Origin of the sequence: Rhizobium sp. CBN3 (assembly GCF_030518245.1) — a bacterium.
GTDB classification, from domain to species: domain Bacteria; phylum Pseudomonadota; class Alphaproteobacteria; order Rhizobiales; family Rhizobiaceae; genus Rhizobium; species Rhizobium aethiopicum_A.
The window spans coordinates 56,103-74,107 of sequence record NZ_JAULSE010000015.1; the positions used below are offsets into that span (position 1 = coordinate 56,103).

General features: G+C 60.0%; 13 protein-coding genes and 1 pseudogene. 4 read left to right on the plus strand and 10 right to left on the minus strand.

The features are described from left to right. Positions 1–2,116: 2,116 nt before the first annotated feature. The 5 genes and pseudogenes from QWJ46_RS21575 to QWJ46_RS21595 all read right to left on the minus strand — a co-directional run. Positions 2,117–2,411: pseudogene (locus QWJ46_RS21575) on the minus strand (NIPSNAP family protein); the annotation flags it as partial. Between the two features lie 313 nt (positions 2,412–2,724). Then, on the minus strand, positions 2,725–4,383 hold the full coding sequence (locus tag QWJ46_RS21580) for a thiamine pyrophosphate-binding protein (protein WP_302753748.1): 1,659 nt from the start codon (positions 4,381–4,383) through the stop codon (positions 2,725–2,727). A 13-nt stretch (positions 4,384–4,396) separates the two neighbouring features. Continuing rightward, on the minus strand, positions 4,397–5,599 hold the full coding sequence (locus tag QWJ46_RS21585) for a CaiB/BaiF CoA-transferase family protein (protein WP_302753750.1): 1,203 nt from the start codon (positions 5,597–5,599) through the stop codon (positions 4,397–4,399). Between the two features lie 17 nt (positions 5,600–5,616). Then, positions 5,617–6,573: a DMT family transporter gene (locus QWJ46_RS21590; protein ID WP_184459265.1), complete on the minus strand. Its 957-nt coding sequence runs from the start codon at positions 6,571–6,573 to the stop codon at positions 5,617–5,619. A 17-nt stretch (positions 6,574–6,590) separates the two neighbouring features. Then, positions 6,591–7,520 carry an alpha/beta fold hydrolase gene (locus QWJ46_RS21595; protein ID WP_302753752.1) on the minus strand — a complete coding sequence of 310 codons (930 nt, stop codon included), beginning with the start codon at positions 7,518–7,520 and terminating at the stop codon, positions 6,591–6,593. Positions 7,521–7,777: 257 nt separating this feature from the next. Here QWJ46_RS21595 and QWJ46_RS21600 point away from each other — a divergent pair, with 257 nt between their 5' ends. From QWJ46_RS21600 to metF, 4 genes are all read left to right on the plus strand, one after another. Beyond that, positions 7,778–8,518, plus strand: a complete 741-nt coding sequence (locus tag QWJ46_RS21600) for a ribonuclease (protein WP_184459263.1) — start codon at positions 7,778–7,780, stop codon at positions 8,516–8,518. 97 nt (positions 8,519–8,615) lie between these two features. After that, entirely contained in the window at positions 8,616–10,265 is a 1,650-nt protein-coding gene (gene ettA, locus QWJ46_RS21605; RefSeq protein WP_184459262.1) for an energy-dependent translational throttle protein EttA, read from the plus strand. A gap of 163 nt (positions 10,266–10,428) precedes the next feature. Then, complete coding sequence (locus QWJ46_RS21610) at positions 10,429–11,454, plus strand: metalloregulator ArsR/SmtB family transcription factor (RefSeq protein WP_302753845.1); 1,026 nt, start codon at positions 10,429–10,431, stop codon at positions 11,452–11,454. A 1-nt stretch (position 11,455) separates the two neighbouring features. Continuing rightward, complete coding sequence (gene metF / locus QWJ46_RS21615) at positions 11,456–12,358, plus strand: methylenetetrahydrofolate reductase [NAD(P)H] (RefSeq protein WP_184459261.1); 903 nt, start codon at positions 11,456–11,458, stop codon at positions 12,356–12,358. A 454-nt stretch (positions 12,359–12,812) separates the two neighbouring features. On the opposite strand, the gene QWJ46_RS21620 is transcribed toward metF, so the two are convergent. The 5 genes from QWJ46_RS21620 to QWJ46_RS21640 all read right to left on the minus strand — a co-directional run bounded on the left by QWJ46_RS21620 (position 12,813) and on the right by QWJ46_RS21640 (position 17,999). After that, positions 12,813–13,718, minus strand: a complete 906-nt coding sequence (locus tag QWJ46_RS21620; protein WP_302753755.1) for a DMT family transporter — start codon at positions 13,716–13,718, stop codon at positions 12,813–12,815. A gap of 138 nt (positions 13,719–13,856) precedes the next feature. After that, entirely contained in the window at positions 13,857–15,077 is a 1,221-nt protein-coding gene (locus QWJ46_RS21625; protein ID WP_184459259.1) for a lytic murein transglycosylase, read from the minus strand. Positions 15,078–15,158: 81 nt separating this feature from the next. Further along, positions 15,159–15,956, minus strand: coding sequence for a GH25 family lysozyme (locus QWJ46_RS21630; RefSeq protein WP_302753758.1), 798 nt, complete (start codon positions 15,954–15,956; stop codon positions 15,159–15,161). Positions 15,957–16,083: 127 nt separating this feature from the next. Further along, positions 16,084–16,758 (minus strand): class I SAM-dependent methyltransferase, encoded by a 675-nt coding sequence (locus QWJ46_RS21635; RefSeq protein WP_184459257.1) that lies wholly within the window; start codon positions 16,756–16,758, stop codon positions 16,084–16,086. Then, positions 16,755–17,999: a DUF3419 family protein gene (locus QWJ46_RS21640; RefSeq protein WP_302753761.1), complete on the minus strand. Its 1,245-nt coding sequence runs from the start codon at positions 17,997–17,999 to the stop codon at positions 16,755–16,757. Before QWJ46_RS21640 ends, QWJ46_RS21635 begins: the two co-directional genes overlap by 4 nt. Positions 18,000–18,005: the final 6 nt, after the last annotated feature.

Sequence of the window (18,005 nt, forward strand, 5' to 3'; positions counted from 1 at the left end):
CTATGCTGGAAACCTTGAAAACTCGGCGAGGGCGATGGCTCAGATCGCTGTGTGTTAGAGCGGCCGATATATGCAACCGTACCGAGTTGGAACGGATATTTGCTCAGCAACCAAGAGGACAAGCTTGGCTGCTGGAGTTTGTGCTGGGGTAGCCTTGCAGGATCACCCAGGCTCGACCGCCGCTACGCCGTCGATGCCAGCAAAAGCGCGAATTGGGCTGGGGCCCGACGGTGACTTTCGAGAGCGGCGTTCGAAAAACCGTACAGTGGAATCTCGACAAACTCGATTGGTGCAAACGCGTACAGGCTGGCAGATATCAGCGCGGACGTCTGGGGCAGATTCGATAGCCAATGGCTTCTACCGCTGGATTGGAAGGGCGCGCACAGATGATCCGGATCTGTCAGACCACTTGCCGCCGCATCGCCTTCAACTTTCACCGGGTCGATTGGCAAAAGGGACCGTCAAATCTCAAGAGATCTCTTGCCACGTAGCGTTCTGGATACGTTATCTTGACAATAAAAGCATTGGCCGCATAGGACCATTTGTTTTGCCCGGCGCGTCCGCGGTGAATGATATAGAGGCATCCTGGAACATCAAACGCCGCGTCTTCGACTTTCGTCCAGGCGCCTAAGAACCTTCCAAATTTACTCACAAATCCAGACCAGCCGCCATAAGCGATCATGGAATCATAATTCAGGATCAATGCATCACGCTTCCCGGTCGCGGATTCATGCAGCCCGGCGTATTCGCCCAATCCGGCCGTGGTATCGAAGGCTTGCAGGCCTGATCGGTCGAGGATCACGGAATTGCGGCTTTGCAGGGCAGGGGTGTTCCTGATGGTGTCAGCAAAAGCTTCCTGCCAAAGGTGGTCCAGGTAAAAGGTGCCATAGACGAACCACCAATTCACAATGAACACCGCGATTAAGCCGGCAAAAGAGGCCACTTTCATCCGATGACGTTTATCGGGATTCGTCGCCGGAAAAACGGCGCATATGGTCTTGAATAGACCCAGCGTCGAGAAGGCCGCACCGAACGGAAGCAATACCTGAAAACGGGTCGCGGTCCAAGGTTCATAGGAGGGCTCCTTCCCGACCATCACGTAGGCCGACGCGCCAAGCCCCAGTAAGACGACACCCATGCCAATCAGTCCTCTTCCACTGTGTTCGACCTCGGGGCTGCTGCACACTTGATAGGAGGTGATGGAATAAACCGCCATCAGGACAGTTGCGAAAACTAGTAAGAGAAGCCCATTGCCAATATAAATTCCATCACCTGGAAATAAGTAAAGAAATATGACTCTAATTTCTGAGATTAACGTCGCGATTTTTATGTCGATTACGTTGTAATCATCAGCAAACATGCCGCTTTTTTTCAATAGAAAATGCTGAATTACAGCATAAACGAAAGGAAGTAATATGATAAAGTATGTATTCTTTAGAGTGTATTTTATTGCATTGAAATACTTTCGCTGATGAAATTCAGCTTTCAAAGCGTTTTCCTTTTTGTAAAGGAGGTAGGCAGCTAAAAATAACACTAGCAAAAACGACGGAACTAGAGAATTTAACGGGAATGAGAGCACAAACAGTGCATATGAGAAGTATTCCTTATACTTATTATTCTCATTTTGGGATATAACAAAAATATAAACAGCAAAGATGAAGATTAATATGAAAATAAGCCCGGGATTATTGATTGCTCCAATTCTAGCATGATAGAGAGGTAGGACCGCCACAAGAAACGACAGGGCCATTGCGTCGAATTTCGAGAAATTCAAAGCTTTTAGAACAAGATAAAATACATTAACTATAAGATAGCCTAGCCAAAAGGTCAAGAAAGCATAAAGCCACCAGCCGACCAGCTGTACAGCATAGTGATAGTATCCGATAATCGGAAGTCCAGCCTGAGAAAACACAGAGACAAGCATATCTTTACTGGCGCCAGAAAGACTCCAATCGTCCCAATACTTCGCATCTGATAAGAGAAAAATGGGAAAATGGGCGGTCGCGTAAATAGAAAACAACTGTAATTCAACTCTTTTCCAAATAGTTTTCATATCGGGCATACGATGGCTTTCGTTACGAAAAGAGACATCCATTGTTTTACGGAATATCAGACTCAGCTGGTTAGAGATATTGGAGAGGATTTGGCCGTCGTGCTCTGACTCGTCGCGGGCCTTAAGCCATGCCGGATCAGTGGTGAAAGCTTTCCATTTCACCTCGCGATCGGCTAAAGATTTCCGGGCGATGAGATAGGTGAGACGCTGACTGCTTTCGCCCACCATTGTCGTGAAGAAACCCGCCTGCTTGATGCCGTGCTTGTTCCACAGGGCCAGCGTATGTTCGGCAAAGCGGTTGAGCTGCGCGGGCAATCGCGCCGGGCAGGCAGTCGTAAACTCTAAGCTCGTAGATCACAGTCTTGCTTCCTTATGTCCCTTGGGGGAGAAGGTGCCGGCATGCGGATGAGGGGCTGGCTTCGCCAATCTCTGGTGTCGGGATATCGCCTGCATTGAACTCCTGCTCATGTCTCAATTCGCAGGAAGCATCTGAAAGTAAAAAGAATCAATACCATTCATCCAGTCCACGTTTTTAAACCGGACAACCGTGGCCTTGTGCCGAGGATCTGCTGCGCTGTCGATCGGTTGCTGATGCTCGGGACAAGCCTGGACAAGCCCGAGCATGACGAAGGAGTGGTTGGTGGCTTTTTCGGCGGTGTTTAGTCGGTCTCTCATCGGCTTTTTGTTTGCGCGATTTCCGAAAGCGTCCTGGTCGGTGTGATCGCCTCCGGATCGAGCTTCACCTCAATGATCGCCGGTTTTCCGCTTGCGCGCGCGCGCTCGAAAGCCGGGGCGAATTCCTCCGTGCTTTCCACCGTCTCGCCGTGGCCGCCATAGGCGCGGGCAAGGGCCGCGAAGTCGGGGTTTGTCAGATCGGTGCTGCTGACGCGGCCGGGATATTCGCGCTCCTGGTGCATGCGGATCGTGCCGTACATGCCGTTGTTGACGACGATTGCGATGATCGGCAGCTCGTAGCGGATGGCGGTGGCGAATTCCTGGCCGTGCATCAGGAAGCAGCCGTCGCCGGCAAAACAGATGACCTCGCGCTCGGGAAAGAGCCGCTTGGCGGCCACCGCCGCCGGCAGGCCGTAGCCCATCGAGCCGGAGGTGGGGGCGGCCTGGGTGTTGAAGCGGCGGAAACGATGGAAGCGGTGCAGCCAGGTGGCGTAGTTGCCGGCGCCATTGGTGACGATCGTTTCCGGCTCGATATGGCCTTCCAGCCACTCCATGATCGGTCCCATATGGACGGCGCCCGGACCCGTCGCTGGCGGCTTCGACCAGGCGAGATAGGCCTGGTGCATATGCGCGGTCCGCTCCGCCCAGCGTGGCTCGGCCGGAGCTTCGAGATCAGCGAGTGCCTCGACAAATTCGGCGGGGCTGGCGCAGATGGCAAGATCGGGACGATAGACGCGGCCGAGCTCCGACGGGTCCGGATGGATATGAACGAGCGACTGGGCCGGGTAGGGGATGTCGAGCAGCGTATAGCCGGAGGACGGCATTTCCGACATGCGGCCGCCGAGCAGGATCAGCAGGTCGCTCTCCTTGATCTCCTTGGCGAGCGCCGGATTGATGCCGATGCCGACATCGCCGGCATAACAGGGATGGAGATGATCAAACAGCATCTGCCGGCGGAAGGAGCAGCCCACCGGCAGCTGAAAACGCTCTGCGAAGATTGCGAAATCGGCGACGGCATCGGCATCCCAGCGTGTGCCGCCGAGGATCACCATCGGCCGTTCGGCCTTCAAGAGTCTTACATAAAGATCGTCGATCTGGCTGCGGCCGGGATGGGCCTCGACGCTGGCATAACGCCTGGCGCGGGGCGCCTCGACCTCGTCGCGTAGCATGTCTTCCGGCAGCGTCAGCACCACGGGGCCGGGACGGCCGGAGGTTGCGACCGCAAAGGCGCGGGTGACGAATTCGGGAATGCGGGCGGCGTCGTCGATCTCGCCCACCCATTTGGCGAATTCGGTGAAGGCGCGGCGGAACTCGACCTCCTGGAAGGCCTCCCGTTCACGGGCCTCTCGCTGCACCTGGCCGATGAAGAGGATCATCGGGATAGAATCCTGTCTCGATATATGCAGGCCGGCGGAGGCGTTGGTGGCGCCGGGACCGCGGGTCACCATGCAGATGCCGGGCTCGCCGGTCAGTCTGCCCCAGCAATCGGCCATCATCGCCGCCCCGCCTTCCTGCCGGCAGACGAGGACGTCGATATCGCTGTCGCGCAAGGCGTCGAGAACGGCGAGGAAACTCTCGCCGGGCACGCAGGAAAGACGCTTGACGCCATTCGCCTTCAGCGCCTCGACGATCAATTCCCCGCCCGTCTTTTTCATAAGGATACCTTTTTCATGACGATGCCTTCCTCTCAAGCTCGGCGAGTTCGGCCAGAATTTCTTCCCTGTGTTCACCGAGACGCGGGCTCGGCCTGTTGTAGCGCAACGGTGTTTCCGACAGCACCACCGGCGTCCTGACCCCGGGGATGACGGTCCCGGCGGCATCGGCAAGGTCGATGCGCAGGCCGCGGGCCTGCACCTGCGGGTCGGCGAACATTTCCTCGATCGTGTTGATCGCGCCTGATGGAACCGCGTTCTGCTCGCAGGCCTTCAGGAGATCCGCCTTCTGCCATTTCAGCGTCTCCGTGGAAATCAGGCGGCGCAGCTCGCCGCGGTTGGCGACGCGGGCCTTGTTGGTGGAGAAACGCGCGTCATCCGCGATTGTCTCCAGGCCGAGAATGGTAGAGAGGCGGCGGAACTGGCCGTCATTGCCGACGGCCAGGATGAGATAACCGTCGGCCGTCGGCACGACCTCATAGGGCGAGATGTTCGGATGGGCGTTGCCAAGGCGGGTCGGTGCGGCGCCGGAGATGAGGTAATTCATGTTCTGATTGGCGAGGACGGCCGATTGCACATCGAGCAGCGCCATGTCGATCAACTGGCCTTCGCCTGACTTCAGCGCATGGATCAGGGCGGCCTCGATCGCCGAAACGGCATAGATGCCGGTGAAGATGTCGGCGATCGCCACGCCCGCCTTCATCGGCTGGCCGTCCGGTTCGCCCGTTATCGACATGAATCCGGACATGCCCTGAACGATGTAATCATAGCCGGCGAGGCCGGCATAGGGGCCGGTCTGGCCGAAGCCTGTGATCGAGCAATAGACGAGCCTCGGGTTCACCTCGCGAACGCTATCGTAGTCGAGCCCGTATTTGACGAGGCCTCCGACCTTGAAATTCTCGATCACCACATCGGCGGTGGCTATGAGACGACGGACGAGTTCCTGGCCTTCAGGGCTCTTGAGGTCGGCGGTGATGGAGCGCTTGCCGCGATTGGCGGCGTGATAATAGGCGGCCGAGAGATTTTCGCCGTCGGCCCCTTCCACGAAGGGCGGGCCCCATTGGCGGGTGTCGTCGCCACCGTCGGGATTTTCCACCTTGATGACGTCGGCGCCGAGATCGGCAAGCATCTGGCCCGCCCAGGGGCCGGCGAGCACGCGGGCAAGCTCGATCACCCGGATGCCGGCAAGCGGCGGCTTGTTCGTCGCGGTCTCGGTCATGTTCCTCCCGTCGGTGTCTACGGCGCCAGCGTCACCTCAGATGTATCGGATACGGGCTTTGAAGCAAAGCGGCGCTCGCGCCATAGGATGTAGAAGCCCGACGCCATGATGATCGTGATGCCGAGCCATTTGATCGCATCCGGAAAATCGCCGAAAACAAGCCAGGCGAAGACCGTAGCTGAGACGATCTCGAGATATTGCAGCGGTGCCAGCGTCGACGCCGGTGCTGCCCGATAGGCGTAGACGCCGAGGATTCCGGCTATGGCGGCCATAGCCCCGACGCCGGCGACGTAGAACCAGGCGCTGCCTACAGGCATGACGGGATCGAAGAGATCGGAGCCGCTTCCTTCACCGACAAAAAGCAGGAGGGCGCAGAAGAGCAAGCCCCAGATGCCCATCTGAAACTGCATCGACCAAGGGTCCTCGCTGTGTGAGAGGACGCGGGTCATCAACACGAAGGTTGCGACGCAGAGCGCCGTCAGGACGGGCAGGAGCGCGATGTAGCCGACCTCTTCGAAACTCGGCTGAATTATCAGCATCGCCCCGAAGAAGCCGACGCCGCAGGCGGTGTAACGCCGCCAGCCGATCGTCTCCTTGAGGAAAATGCCGCCGAGGATGGTCACGATAATCGGCTCGATGAAGAAGATCGCGATCGCGTCGGCGACCGCCATGTATTTCAACGTGGTGACGAAAGAGATCATCGAGACGGTGATGATGAAGCCGCGGATGGCGTGGAACAGGCTCTGGCGCCAAGAAAAATCGGCAAAGCTGCGCCGCCATAGCACGATCGGCAGCATGCAGAGTGCCTGCACAACGAAGCGGCCGGCGGTGATCTCGGCGGACGGGACGGTGACGACGGCAAGCTTGGCGAAGATATCGATGAGCGGCGAGACCATCACCGACAGAAACATCAGCGCAAGCCCCGTCGTCACCTCGGAGGCGGACGAAGCGGGGCGGGCGGAAGTGCTGCTCATGATGGAATCTCTCTGCCTCAGGATCTTGCGAGTGCCTCGTCGCACCAGTGCGCGAAGGCGGCGGTCGCCGCGTCGGCGCCGATCTCGTTCAGCGTTTCGTGTCGCATATCCTGATATATCTGAGCGCTGATACGAGAGAAGCCTTGGGCTTTCAAATGGTTTGACAGCCAGAGCACGGCTTTTCCACGCTCCGTCGCCGGATCCTCGCCGCCGCCGACCAGATGGATCGGCATGTCGCGCGGCAGGCGGTCGAGATGGAGCTTCTGCGGTGCGCGAAACGTCAGTTCGAAGAGATCGAGCCAGAGGGAGACCGAAGCATCGAAGCCGCAGAGCGGATCGACGATATATTTGTCGACTTCATCGGCATGGCGCGACAGCCAGTCAAGCTCGGTGCGGCGGTCCGGGATCGATTTTCCCCAAGCTGCGAAGGTGAGCTTCGGCAAGAGGCCGCTCGGCACGTCGGAGCCCTTCAGCATCCGCTCGGCAAGCAGGATCGCCTGGGCGGCTCGGCCGGCAAGGCCGACGGTGAAATTCGAATTCCACACGGCGACGGCGTCGAAGTCGGCCGGAGCGGTGACGGCGGCATTGAGCGCCACGAGGCCGCCCATCGAGTGGCCGAAGAGGATCACCTTGAGGCCGGGATGGCGCGAGGCCGCATGGGCGCGCATGGCGATGACGTCGCCGATCACCCGGTCGACGCCATTGCGGCCGGCGAAGCGGCCGATCGGCGCGTCGGGCGCGGTCGTCTCGCCATGGCCGCGGTGATCATGGGCATAGACGTGATAGCCGCGCGCCGCCATCGCCTCGGCAAAGCGGCCATATCGCTTCGAGTGCTCCGCCAGGCCGTGCGAGACCAATAGGATGCCGCGTGCCGGGTGGGTAGCCTCGGCATGGTGATAGGCCAGAGACGCTTCCCCTATGGCGAGTCTTTGCGTATCAGAAAACATCCGGATCCTCCCTGCCGCAGCAGAGCAGATCGCTACTGCATAATTCCTTAAAGCGGAATCGATTTAAACGAATATTCTGCAACCATAAGTGCGACAGCGTCCGTGCGTGACTCAAGAACAGTGAGCTCCCCGGAACGGCCGACTGTTTCCGGCGAGGCTCAGTCGATAACAAATTCCAGGATAGTTGCGATTCAGGGTTGCTGCCGTTTACTCTTTGTGCTTATCTGTTCCTGCATTGTTCTTCTTTGGGGGTTGAAATGAGCAGCATGCAGTTGCGTACCTTTACGTTCGCCGTGTCGATGATCCTTGCCGGCGCTGCCGTGGCGCAGGAGGCCGAGGGCCGTACCCGTTTCATTCTTGCTGCGAGCTGGCAGCCCGCTTTCTGCCAGACGAACCAGAAGAAGCCCGAATGCGCCAGCCAGACCGGCGAGCGCCATGACGCGACGAATTTCTCGCTGCACGGCCTGTGGCCGATGCGGCAGGATTATTGCGGCGTCAGCGACGACCAGAAGGCTGCCGACAAGGACGGCAAATGGGATACATTGCCTGATGTCGCGCTTTCGGCCGAGACGCAGGCGTCGCTTGCAAAGGCGATGCCCGGCACGCAGTCCGGCCTCGAACGGCACGAATGGATAAAGCATGGCACCTGCACGAAAATGAGCGTGGAGGAATATTTCGGCGTCGGCGTCCATCTGGTGGAGGCGCTCAACGCATCGGCCGTGCGCGATCTCTTTGCCGCCAATATCGGCAAGACGGTCAAGGCCGAGGCGGTCAAGGCTGCTTTCGACAAGAGCTTCGGGCCGGGTGCGGGCGAGCGCGTCAAGATGAGCTGCCGGCGAGCCGGCAATGCCAGGGTGATCAGCGAGTTGACGATCGGCCTGTCTGCGGATGCGGGAACGGCATCGGCAAAAAGCGCGGGCCTTGCCGATCTGATCCAGGGAGCGGGAAAAACCTCGTTCGGCTGTGACGAGGGCGTTGTCGATGCGGCGGGCTTCTGACCGGAATCCGGCGTAAACGGGTTTCGGCGTTGCTCACAGGCGCTGTTTCGCCTACATAGCGGCACGAAATGAAGTTTCCCGCCCGGAGCAGCGCAGCATGGCACGTCAATTCATCTATCATATGTCCGGCCTCAACAAGGCTTATGGCAACAAGAAGATCCTGGAGAACATTCACCTTTCCTTCTACCCGGATGCCAAGATCGGCATCCTCGGGCCAAACGGCGCCGGTAAATCCACTGTGCTGCGCATCATCGCCGGCCAGGACAAGGAGTATACCGGCGAAGCCTGGCTCGCAGAGGGTGCCACGGTCGGCTATCTCGAGCAGGAGCCGAAACTCGACCCGACCAAGACGGTTTTCGAGAACGTCATGGAAGGTGTTGCCGCGAAGACGGCTATCGTCGATCGTTACAACGAGTTGATGATGAACTATTCGGACGAGACCGCGGAAGAGGGAGCGAAGCTCCAAGACATCATCGACAGCCAGAACCTCTGGGATCTGGAAAGCCAGGTCGAGATGGCGATGGAAGCCCTGCGTTGCCCGCCGCGCGATGCCGAAGTCACCAGCCTTTCCGGTGGAGAGCGTCGTCGCATCGCGCTCTGCCGCCTGCTGCTCTCGCAGCCCGATCTGCTGCTGCTCGACGAACCGACCAACCATCTCGACGCCGAAACCATCGCCTGGCTCGAAAAGCACCTGCGCGACTATCCCGGCGCCGTGATGATGATTACCCACGACCGCTACTTCCTGGACAACGTCACCGGCTGGATCCTTGAACTCGATCGCGGCCGCGGCATCCCTTACGAAGGCAACTACTCCGCCTATCTGCAGGCCAAGGCCAAGCGCATGCTGCAGGAAAACCGCGAAGAGGCATCACGCCAGAAGGCGATCAGCCGCGAGCAGGAATGGATTGCTTCCAGCCCGAAGGCTCGCCAGGCCAAGTCGAAAGCGCGTATCAAATCCTACGAGCAATTGGTGGAGGCGGCCGAGAAGCAGCGTCCCGGCGACGCGCAGATTATCATCCCGGTGAGCGAACGGCTCGGCCAGGTGGTCATCGAGTTGGAAGGCATCACCAAGGGCTTCGAGGGTCGCACGCTGATCGACGATCTGTCGATCAAGCTGCCGCCGGGCGGCATCGTCGGCATCATCGGCCCGAACGGCGCCGGCAAGACGACCCTGTTCAAGATGATCACCGGCCAGGAAAAGCCGGATAGCGGCTCGATCCGCATCGGCGAGACCGTGCATCTCGGTTATGTCGACCAGAGCCGCGACGCGCTAGCCGCCGACAAGACGGTCTGGGAGGAAATCTCCGGCGGCGCCGAAATCATCAAGCTCGGCAAGTTCGACATGAACTCGCGTGCCTATTGCGGCGCCTTCAACTTCAAGGGCGGCGACCAGCAGCAGAAGGTCGGCAATCTCTCGGGCGGTCAGCGCAACCGTGTGCACCTCGCCAAGATGCTGAAGGCCGGCGGCAACGTTCTGCTGCTCGACGAACCGACCAACGACCTCGATACCGAAACGCTCGGCGCTCTCGAAAACGCGCTCGAGAATTTCGCCGGCTGCGCCATCATCATCAGCCACGACCGCATGTTCCTCGACCGTCTGGCCACGCATATCCTGGCTTTCGAAGGCGAGGGCCATGTCGAATGGTTCGAAGGCAATTTCGAGGATTACGAGCAGGACAAGATCCGCCGCCTCGGCCCGGATGCGCTCAACCCGGGCAGCCAGGCGCATAAGCGCCTGACACGCTGATCCTGCTTCGTTTCTACTTGCGAAAGCCCCGGTTCGACCGGGGCTTTTTTCATCTCGGGCCTGTCGCAATTTGCGCAGGCAATTTCGCGAACAGTGCGAATTGCCGCTTGCCACCGGTTTTCAAATCACATAAAGATATCTTTATATCTTGATTGGGCTGATGATGAGCGAACCTTTGAAGCTGGGACTGGATGGGTTGGTGGACGTCTTGAAGGCGGCCGGCGAACCCACGCGTCTGCGTCTTCTGGCCCTTCTCGACGGCGGCGACCTGACGGTCACCGATCTTACCGAAATCCTCGGCCAATCGCAGCCGCGTATCTCCCGCCACCTGAAGCTGCTCGGCGAGGCCGAACTGATCGAACGCTATCAGGAAGGCGCCTGGGCCTATTTCCGCCTCAAGCAGGACGGCAAGGCGGCCATGCTGGTGCGGGCGTTGCTGAAACACGTCTCCGAGAATGATCCGACCATCCTTCGCGACGGCGAGCGGCTTTCGCAGGTCAAGCGCCAGCGGGCCGAGCGGGCGCAGGCCTATTTCAGCCGCAACGCCGCGGAATGGGACGAGCTTCGCCGCCTGCACGCGGCCGATGAGGAGGTCGACGCCGCCGTCATTCGCCTGCTCGGCAACCAGCCGATCGATTCGCTGCTCGATCTCGGCACCGGCACCGGCCGCATCCTCGAACTCCTGTCGGGGCTCTATCGCCGCGCTATCGGTGTCGACGCCAGCCGCGACATGCTGAGCGTGGCGCGCGCCAATCTCGACAAGTCCCGCATCACCAAGGCGACGGTGCGCCACGCCGATATCCTGAACCTTCCGTTCGAGGGGCAGGATTTCGACCTGGTGACGATCCATCAGGTGCTGCATTTCTTCGATCAGCCGGAGATTGCGATCGCGGAAGCCGCGCGCATGCTGCGGCCGGGCGGGCGGCTCGTGGTCATCGACCTCGCGCCGCACACGCTCGAATATCTTCGTGACGAACATGCCCATGTCCGTCTCGGCTTTTCGCACCAGGCGATGTCCGACTGGCTGCGCAAGGCCGGGCTCGATGTCGAGCAGGTCGTCGATCTTCATCCGGGTCAGCAGGGCGGGCAGGGGTTGACGGTCACCGTCTGGCTCGCGCGCGATCCGAGGCGCCTCATGGCTTCGCAGACGAGCGAAGGCGCCGAACCTACATTTGCCGGGAGAGTATGACATGGCTTTGAAAAACGAAGGACGCGGGCGCAACTTCGGGATCTCCTTCGAATTCTTTCCGCCGAAATCGGAAGAAATGGAAGGGCAGCTCTGGGATACCGTCGCTAAGCTGCAGGACTGGGATCCGGATTTCGTGTCGGTGACCTATGGCGCCGGCGGCACCACCAAGGCGCCGACGCTGTCCGCTGTGACGCGCTTCCTGGCGCAGACGCCGCTTGCCACCGCCTCGCACCTGACCTGCGTCGGTGCGACGAAGGAGGAAACGCATCAAATGATCGATACGTTTCGTAAGGTCGGCGTAAAGCATTTCGTGGCGTTGCGCGGTGATGCGCCTGGCGGCGTCGGCGCGCCCTATCAGCCGCATCCCGGCGGCTACGCCAATGCCGCGGAACTGGTGGCCGGCCTCAAGTCGGTCGGTGATTTCGAGATTTCGGTCTCCGCCTATCCGGAAAAGCACCCGGAAAGCCGTGATACGGCCGCCGATATCGACATGCTGAAGCGCAAGGCCGATAACGGCGCCGACAGGGCGTTGACGCAGTTCTTCTTCGACAACGACAATTTCGAGCGTTACCTGGAGCAGGTGCGCGCCGCCGGCATCTCGATCCCGATCGTGCCCGGTATCATGCCGATCCAGAACCTGACGCAGCTGAAGCGGTTCGCCGGCGCCTGCGGCGCGGTTATCCCGGCCTTCCTCGATCAGCGCTTCGCGGGATTTGACGACAAGCCCGAGGATCGGGCGAAGGTTGCGGCCGAAGTTGCTGCCGAGCAGATCGAGGATCTCGTCCGGCGCGGCATCGGTGATTTCCATCTCTATACGATGAACCGCGCGCCATTGGTTTCCGCGGTGCTCGACAATCTCGGCTTCTCCCGCCGGTCGGCAAAGAGCGCGGGCGCCGCCGCTTGATCCTTTCAGACGTTCAAAAGTGAAAAAGCGCATGTCGGGCGGGACATGCGCTTTTTCGTTGGCGGATTGATCAGGGGAGTTTAGGCACTATCAGCATTACCAGCCCGTCAGCTCAAATAAAGAGCATGGACAGGACGAAAGCAAACGCTGCACTGACCAACAGAACATTCAAGGATTGCGTGAGTCCCATGTCTGTCTCCTCGCGTTAACCCGCGGATATTATGTCTGAAATATGTCGGTTGAAAAGCGGATTTTATGCTGCGCTGCCGAAGTGGTCGGTGGATAAATCGAAATCAGATTTGATAAGCCATTGAAGTAACGTAATAATTTCTGATTAATTTTTGTTCACAGAATTTAACATGCCGTTAAATCGAGCGATCGCCAGTTTACCTATGCGCCCAAAACATGGCGGCGCCGCAAGCGGTTGAAAACAAAAGGAAACTGCAACCGGATTTCAGGCTGTTCTCGCCAGCCGGCGATAGGCGCGGCCGTCGAGGATGACTAGCCCGAAACCGATGAGGGCCATGCCGGCGAATTCGGCAAGACTGAGCGTTTCGCCGAGGAAGAGTACGCCGAGAAGGATGGCGCTCGGCGGTACCAAAAGGGTGACGAGAGAGGCATTGGTGGCGCCTGCGGCGGCCATGATCCTGAAGTACAGGATATAGGCGAAGGCGGTCGACAGCAGCGCCAGCGCCAGAACGGCGAGGATCGCATCGACCGGCGGTACGGCAAGAGTCCAGGGGCGATCTGCTACCAGCGACAGTGGCAGTGCGATCAGCGAGGAGGCGGTCAGTTGGCCCGCCGATGTGACAGGAGCGGGAACATCCCTGAAGCGTTTGCCGTAGGTGGCGGCAAAACCATAAGAGACGGCGGCAAGCACGGGAAGGAGCAACGGCCAGAGCGGCGCTTCGCTTTCTGTCGAGATGCCGGGACCGATCAGCACGACAGTTCCGGCGAGGCCGACGAGGCAGCCGGCGATTTTTGCCGAGGACAGCTTCTCGTCCGATGTGAAGTAATTGGCGATGAGCACCGTCCAGATCGGTGTCGTCGCGTTCAAAATCGCCGCAAGGCCGGCGCCGATGCGGGTCTGGCCGAAGAAGATCAGCGCGTGCGGGAGCGCATTGTTGATCAGGCCAAGGACCAGGAACTCGCGCCAGCGGGCCTGAAGGATAGAATAGATGTCCAAACGGCCGGCAATATAGACATGCAGCGCGAGTGCCGCGAGCAGCAGCCTGAGGAAGACGAGGGTCAGCGGCGGCACGTGCTGGACGGCGATACGGGCAAAGAAGAAGGAGCCGCCCCAGATCAGACCGAGCAGGACCAGCAAGCCCCAGGTCCAGGCATTCATTCTGCTTTCCACGCCGCGTCCTCCACCGCAAATCGCATCTCCGCCGGACGTTGGTCGAAAACCGACGGCTTTTGACCATGAAGTTTTAGCGTAAGCGGAAAACGGCGCCACCCGTTTCTTGTCAAACGGATGGAGGCCGGCTGTCGGCGATCAGAGAGCGTTGAGAAGGGCAGGCGTCGCCCAGCCGTCGGCCGGTATGCCCAAGCGCTGCTGTTCCTTCTGGATCGCGATACGCGTTCCGGAACCGAGAATGCCGTCGATCTCGCCGACATCGTGGCCGAGCGACTGCAGCTTGGTCTGCAGCGTCTTCATCTGGTCGTTGGCAAGCCCCTGTTCCGGTGCGCCCTTGAGATAGGTCGGGGCGCCGGAAAGGCGGGTCGCGAAATAGGCGGCCGATGTCGTGTAGATGAACGACTTGTTCCATTCGAGATAGATCTTGAAATTGGGATAGGCGATGAAGGCCGGTCCCATGCGGCCCTGCGGCAGCACGAGATCACCTTCGAGTTCACCGAAGGCGGTGTTGCCGTCGCGCGGCTTGACGCCGAGCGCGAACCATTCGCCGGCCTTCATCGTGCCGCCGAGGCCGGATTTCTCCCACGGTAGGTTGTCGGGCACGGTGACTTCCTGCAGCCAGGGCTGGCCGCGCTCGAAGCCGAGGTGCTGGATGAATTTCGCCGCCGTCAGGACGGCGTCCGGGCCGCTCTGCTTCACGTGGATATGGCCGTCGCCGTCGCCGTCCATGCCATAGGCGATGATATCGCGTGGCAGCATCTGAACCTGGCCGATCTCGCCAGCCCAGGCGCCGGTGTTGGTGGCGGGGTCGAGGTCGCCGTGTTCGACCATCTCGATCAAAGCGATCAGCTGCGGGCGGAAGAGCTCCGGGCGGCGGCAGTCGTGCGACAGCGTCACCAGGGCATTGCGGGTGTTGAAATCGCCCTGGACGGCGCCGAAATCGGTTTCCATCGCCCAGAAGGCGGTGATGACGCCGGGGGGAACGCCGAATTCCTGCTCGGCTCGGGCAAAGACGTCGGCATGTTGCTTCATCTTCTGGCGGCCGATGTCGAGACGGGCCTGGCTGACGGTACGCTGCGAGAATTCGAGGAAGGTCTGCTTGAAGACGCCCTGGGCGCGATCCCGGCTCAGGACCTTGGGATCGATTTCGGCGCCGGCCAGCGCCTCGTCGGCGGCTGCGGCGCTGGCGCCTGCGGCGACCGCATCAGCCTTGATGCCCTGGAGGAAGGCAGACAGATCGCCGCCGCAGGGGGCTGCCGGAGCCGAGGCCGCGGGCGCCTGCTGGGCGGCCGCGCCGCCTGCAAAAGCGAGGGCAAACAGGAGGGCGAGTGCAGAGCGGCTTGTGAGCGAGCGGTGCATGAATGCGGTCCTTATAGCAAATGGATGCCCGTCGCTTTCACAGAGGAATGTGACGGAAGCAAGAAAGATTGAAAGACGTTACTAAGAATTTCTATCCTTGGAAACGGCCGCGACCCAATTGTTCCAGTTCTTTGCGCTGCCGGCAAAGACGTTGATGTCGGTCGGCCCCTTGATGCCGGGAATAATGCCGGTCGAGGTATATTGCCAGAAGGCCCAGCGGCGGTCGGAATAGGTCACCTCGGGATGTTTTGCCACCGAGCGGACCCAGAAATGATAATCCTGGAAGTAGCCGGCGAGATTGTCGCGGTGGAAATCGACCGAGGTGTAGACAATCGGGCGCTTGCCGTAATAGGCCTCCAGCCGGTCCATGAAACGCTGCATTTCAGAGCGCACGGTTTCCGCGTCGGGGCGGTAGCGGCAGGTCTTCGATTCGGCGTTCCATTCGACGTCGAGCACCGGCGGCAGGCGCATGGCCTCCTTCGGCACATTGCGGATGAACCAGTCGGCCTGCTCATCGGCCGAGGAGCAGAAATAATAGAAATGGTAGGGGGCGTTCGGGATGCCGGCGGCGCGTGCTTCGCGCCAATATTCATCGAAGCGGGGGTCGACCCTGTCCTTGCCTTCCGTCGCCTTGATGAAGGCGAAGGCGACGCCGGAATTCCTCACCGTCGCCCAGTCGATATCGCCCTGCCATTTGGAGATGTCGATGCCGTGGATTGCATTCTGCTGCGGATGCTTCGGACCGAAATCCTGCGGATCGGTGTCCTGGAAGCGCGTCTTCGGCTTTATCGATGCGGTTTCGAGATAGTCGTGACCGGAAGAGGAGCAGCCGGCCAGCATGATGGCAAGGGGCAGAACGCAAAACAAAAGCCGGCGCATGGGTATCCCGTCGTGAACCGAATGATCTCTTTGCCCCACAGCCTGACCTTCGAGAAAAACGAGTCCAGCAGAGGAATAACCCTCTTTTCACCATATCAACGTAAAAAATCGGTTAGTTTCAAGCGAATTATGAGCGTCTGCTGATAATGGCCGCCCGCCAGGCGTAACCGCCGCCGACTGTTTCGAAGGACAATCGCGCATTGTGTTCCTCGGCCTGCGCTTCCAGGACCTCCTGCAGATCGGCGCGCGGAGTGACATGGAATTTCGCAAGCCAGGCCTGCAGCATGCGGCGGAACCAACGCGGCAGGCCTTCCTGCTGGCCGAAATCGACGATGTGCAACTGGCCGCCGGGATTGAGTGCGGCGATCGATGCATCGACGGCGCGTTCCCAGTCCGGGATCATCGACAGAGCATAGGAAATCAGGATGCGGTCGAAGCCGCTGACGCCGAATTCGCGCGGCGTAAACGCCGTGGCGTCGGCGACGCGGAATTCCGGGATTGTCGCTTTCGTAGCGAAGGTCTTGCGCGCCGAGATCAGCATTTCCTGGGAAATGTCGAGGCCGAACAGCTTGGCGCTCGGGAAATACCTGTGCGCCAAAGCCATGTTACGCCCGGTGCCGCAGCCGACTTCGAGCAGCGTGCCGCCATCAGGCACGTCGAGATTGCGAATCGTGCTGTCGCGGCCGAGGAGGTAATATTTGCGGGTCAGGTCGTAGATATGGCGCTGGTAGCGATACATGCCATCCATCAGGCTGGCATGTTCGTTGCTGTTTCCTGCCGTCTCGGCGCCGACTTTGCTCACGCCTTCTTCCCGTAAATATGGAAGCCGCCGTAGATCGCGGAGCGATCGAGCGCCGTCAGCTCTCGCGACTTCTCTTCGAAATAATCCCACTGATCTCGGATCGACGGAGACAGGCGGCCTTCGATGATGCTCTTTTCGGCGGCGGTGCGGAAGATCACGCGGGCACCTTCACGCGCCGTGCGGGTGATTTCCCGCCAGACGTCGTTCAGTTGCTCGTCGGTCATCCAGTCCTGCGCGTCGAGCAGGATGTAGCGGTCGCGCGAGGCGGCCGGCTCGCGGGCCAGAAGTTCGGTGAAGCTTGCGTGGTGGACGTTGACGCGGTCGACATTGGCGCGGATCACCTCGTAGTGCTCCGGCTTCAGATAGGTCGGCAGCGGGCCTTCTTCTTCCGTGCCGTAGCGGCGGCCGAAGGCCTGCCAGGCGAAATAGTTGTCACGCATCGGGAAATGACAGGCGAGCTTTTCCAGGCGATGCTTCAGCACCGGCGCGATCGAATGATCGGCGGCAAGGCTTGCGAGCTCGTCGTATTGCTGCGGCGGAATGCCGAGGCCGAAGAGCGAGCTTTTGCGGCCGGTGATCCAGCGCACGACCGGCTTTTCGAACAGCGGGGCGATCTGCTCGTCGAAGAACTGGCGCTGCTCGCGGATCGAGCGGGTCTTGGTCATTTCGCGCAGCTTGACGCCGTGCAGACGGGCAAGGAGATGGGCCGCGCCGATGAAGCGGCCGAGCAGGCCGGTTTCATAGATATTGCGGTCGAAGACGGTGACGCGGCGGCGTCCGAATTTGCGGCCGTTCCAATAGCTACGGGTCGCCTCGTCGAGATTGGCGGCAAGATGCCGGTCGAAGGCGCGGCTGTTCGACTTCTCGTTCGGCATCGCCAGGAAGCGGACGAGATCCGTATGATCGGGCAGATGCTTGAAGGCGGCGAGCTTCAGTTTGTTCAGCGCGATATGGTGCGGGTTGAGGTCGACGACGTCGATCGAGGCCGGCGCCTTGGAGAGATAGGCGAGCATGTTGCAGCCGCCGGAGCCGATGGTGACGATGCGATGATTGGTCTTCAGCTCCATCGCTTGCATGTCGAGATCCGGATCCTCCCAGATCTGCGGATAGACGAGGCCGGAGAAGAGAAGACCGAAGAGACGCTCGGAGAAGCCCTCCTTCGAAAAAGCCTTGTGGCGGAGAAGGGCGTCCTTGAGTTTCCGGTTCTTGCGGAAGCCGGCATCCGGTGCAAATTCTGACATGAGTCT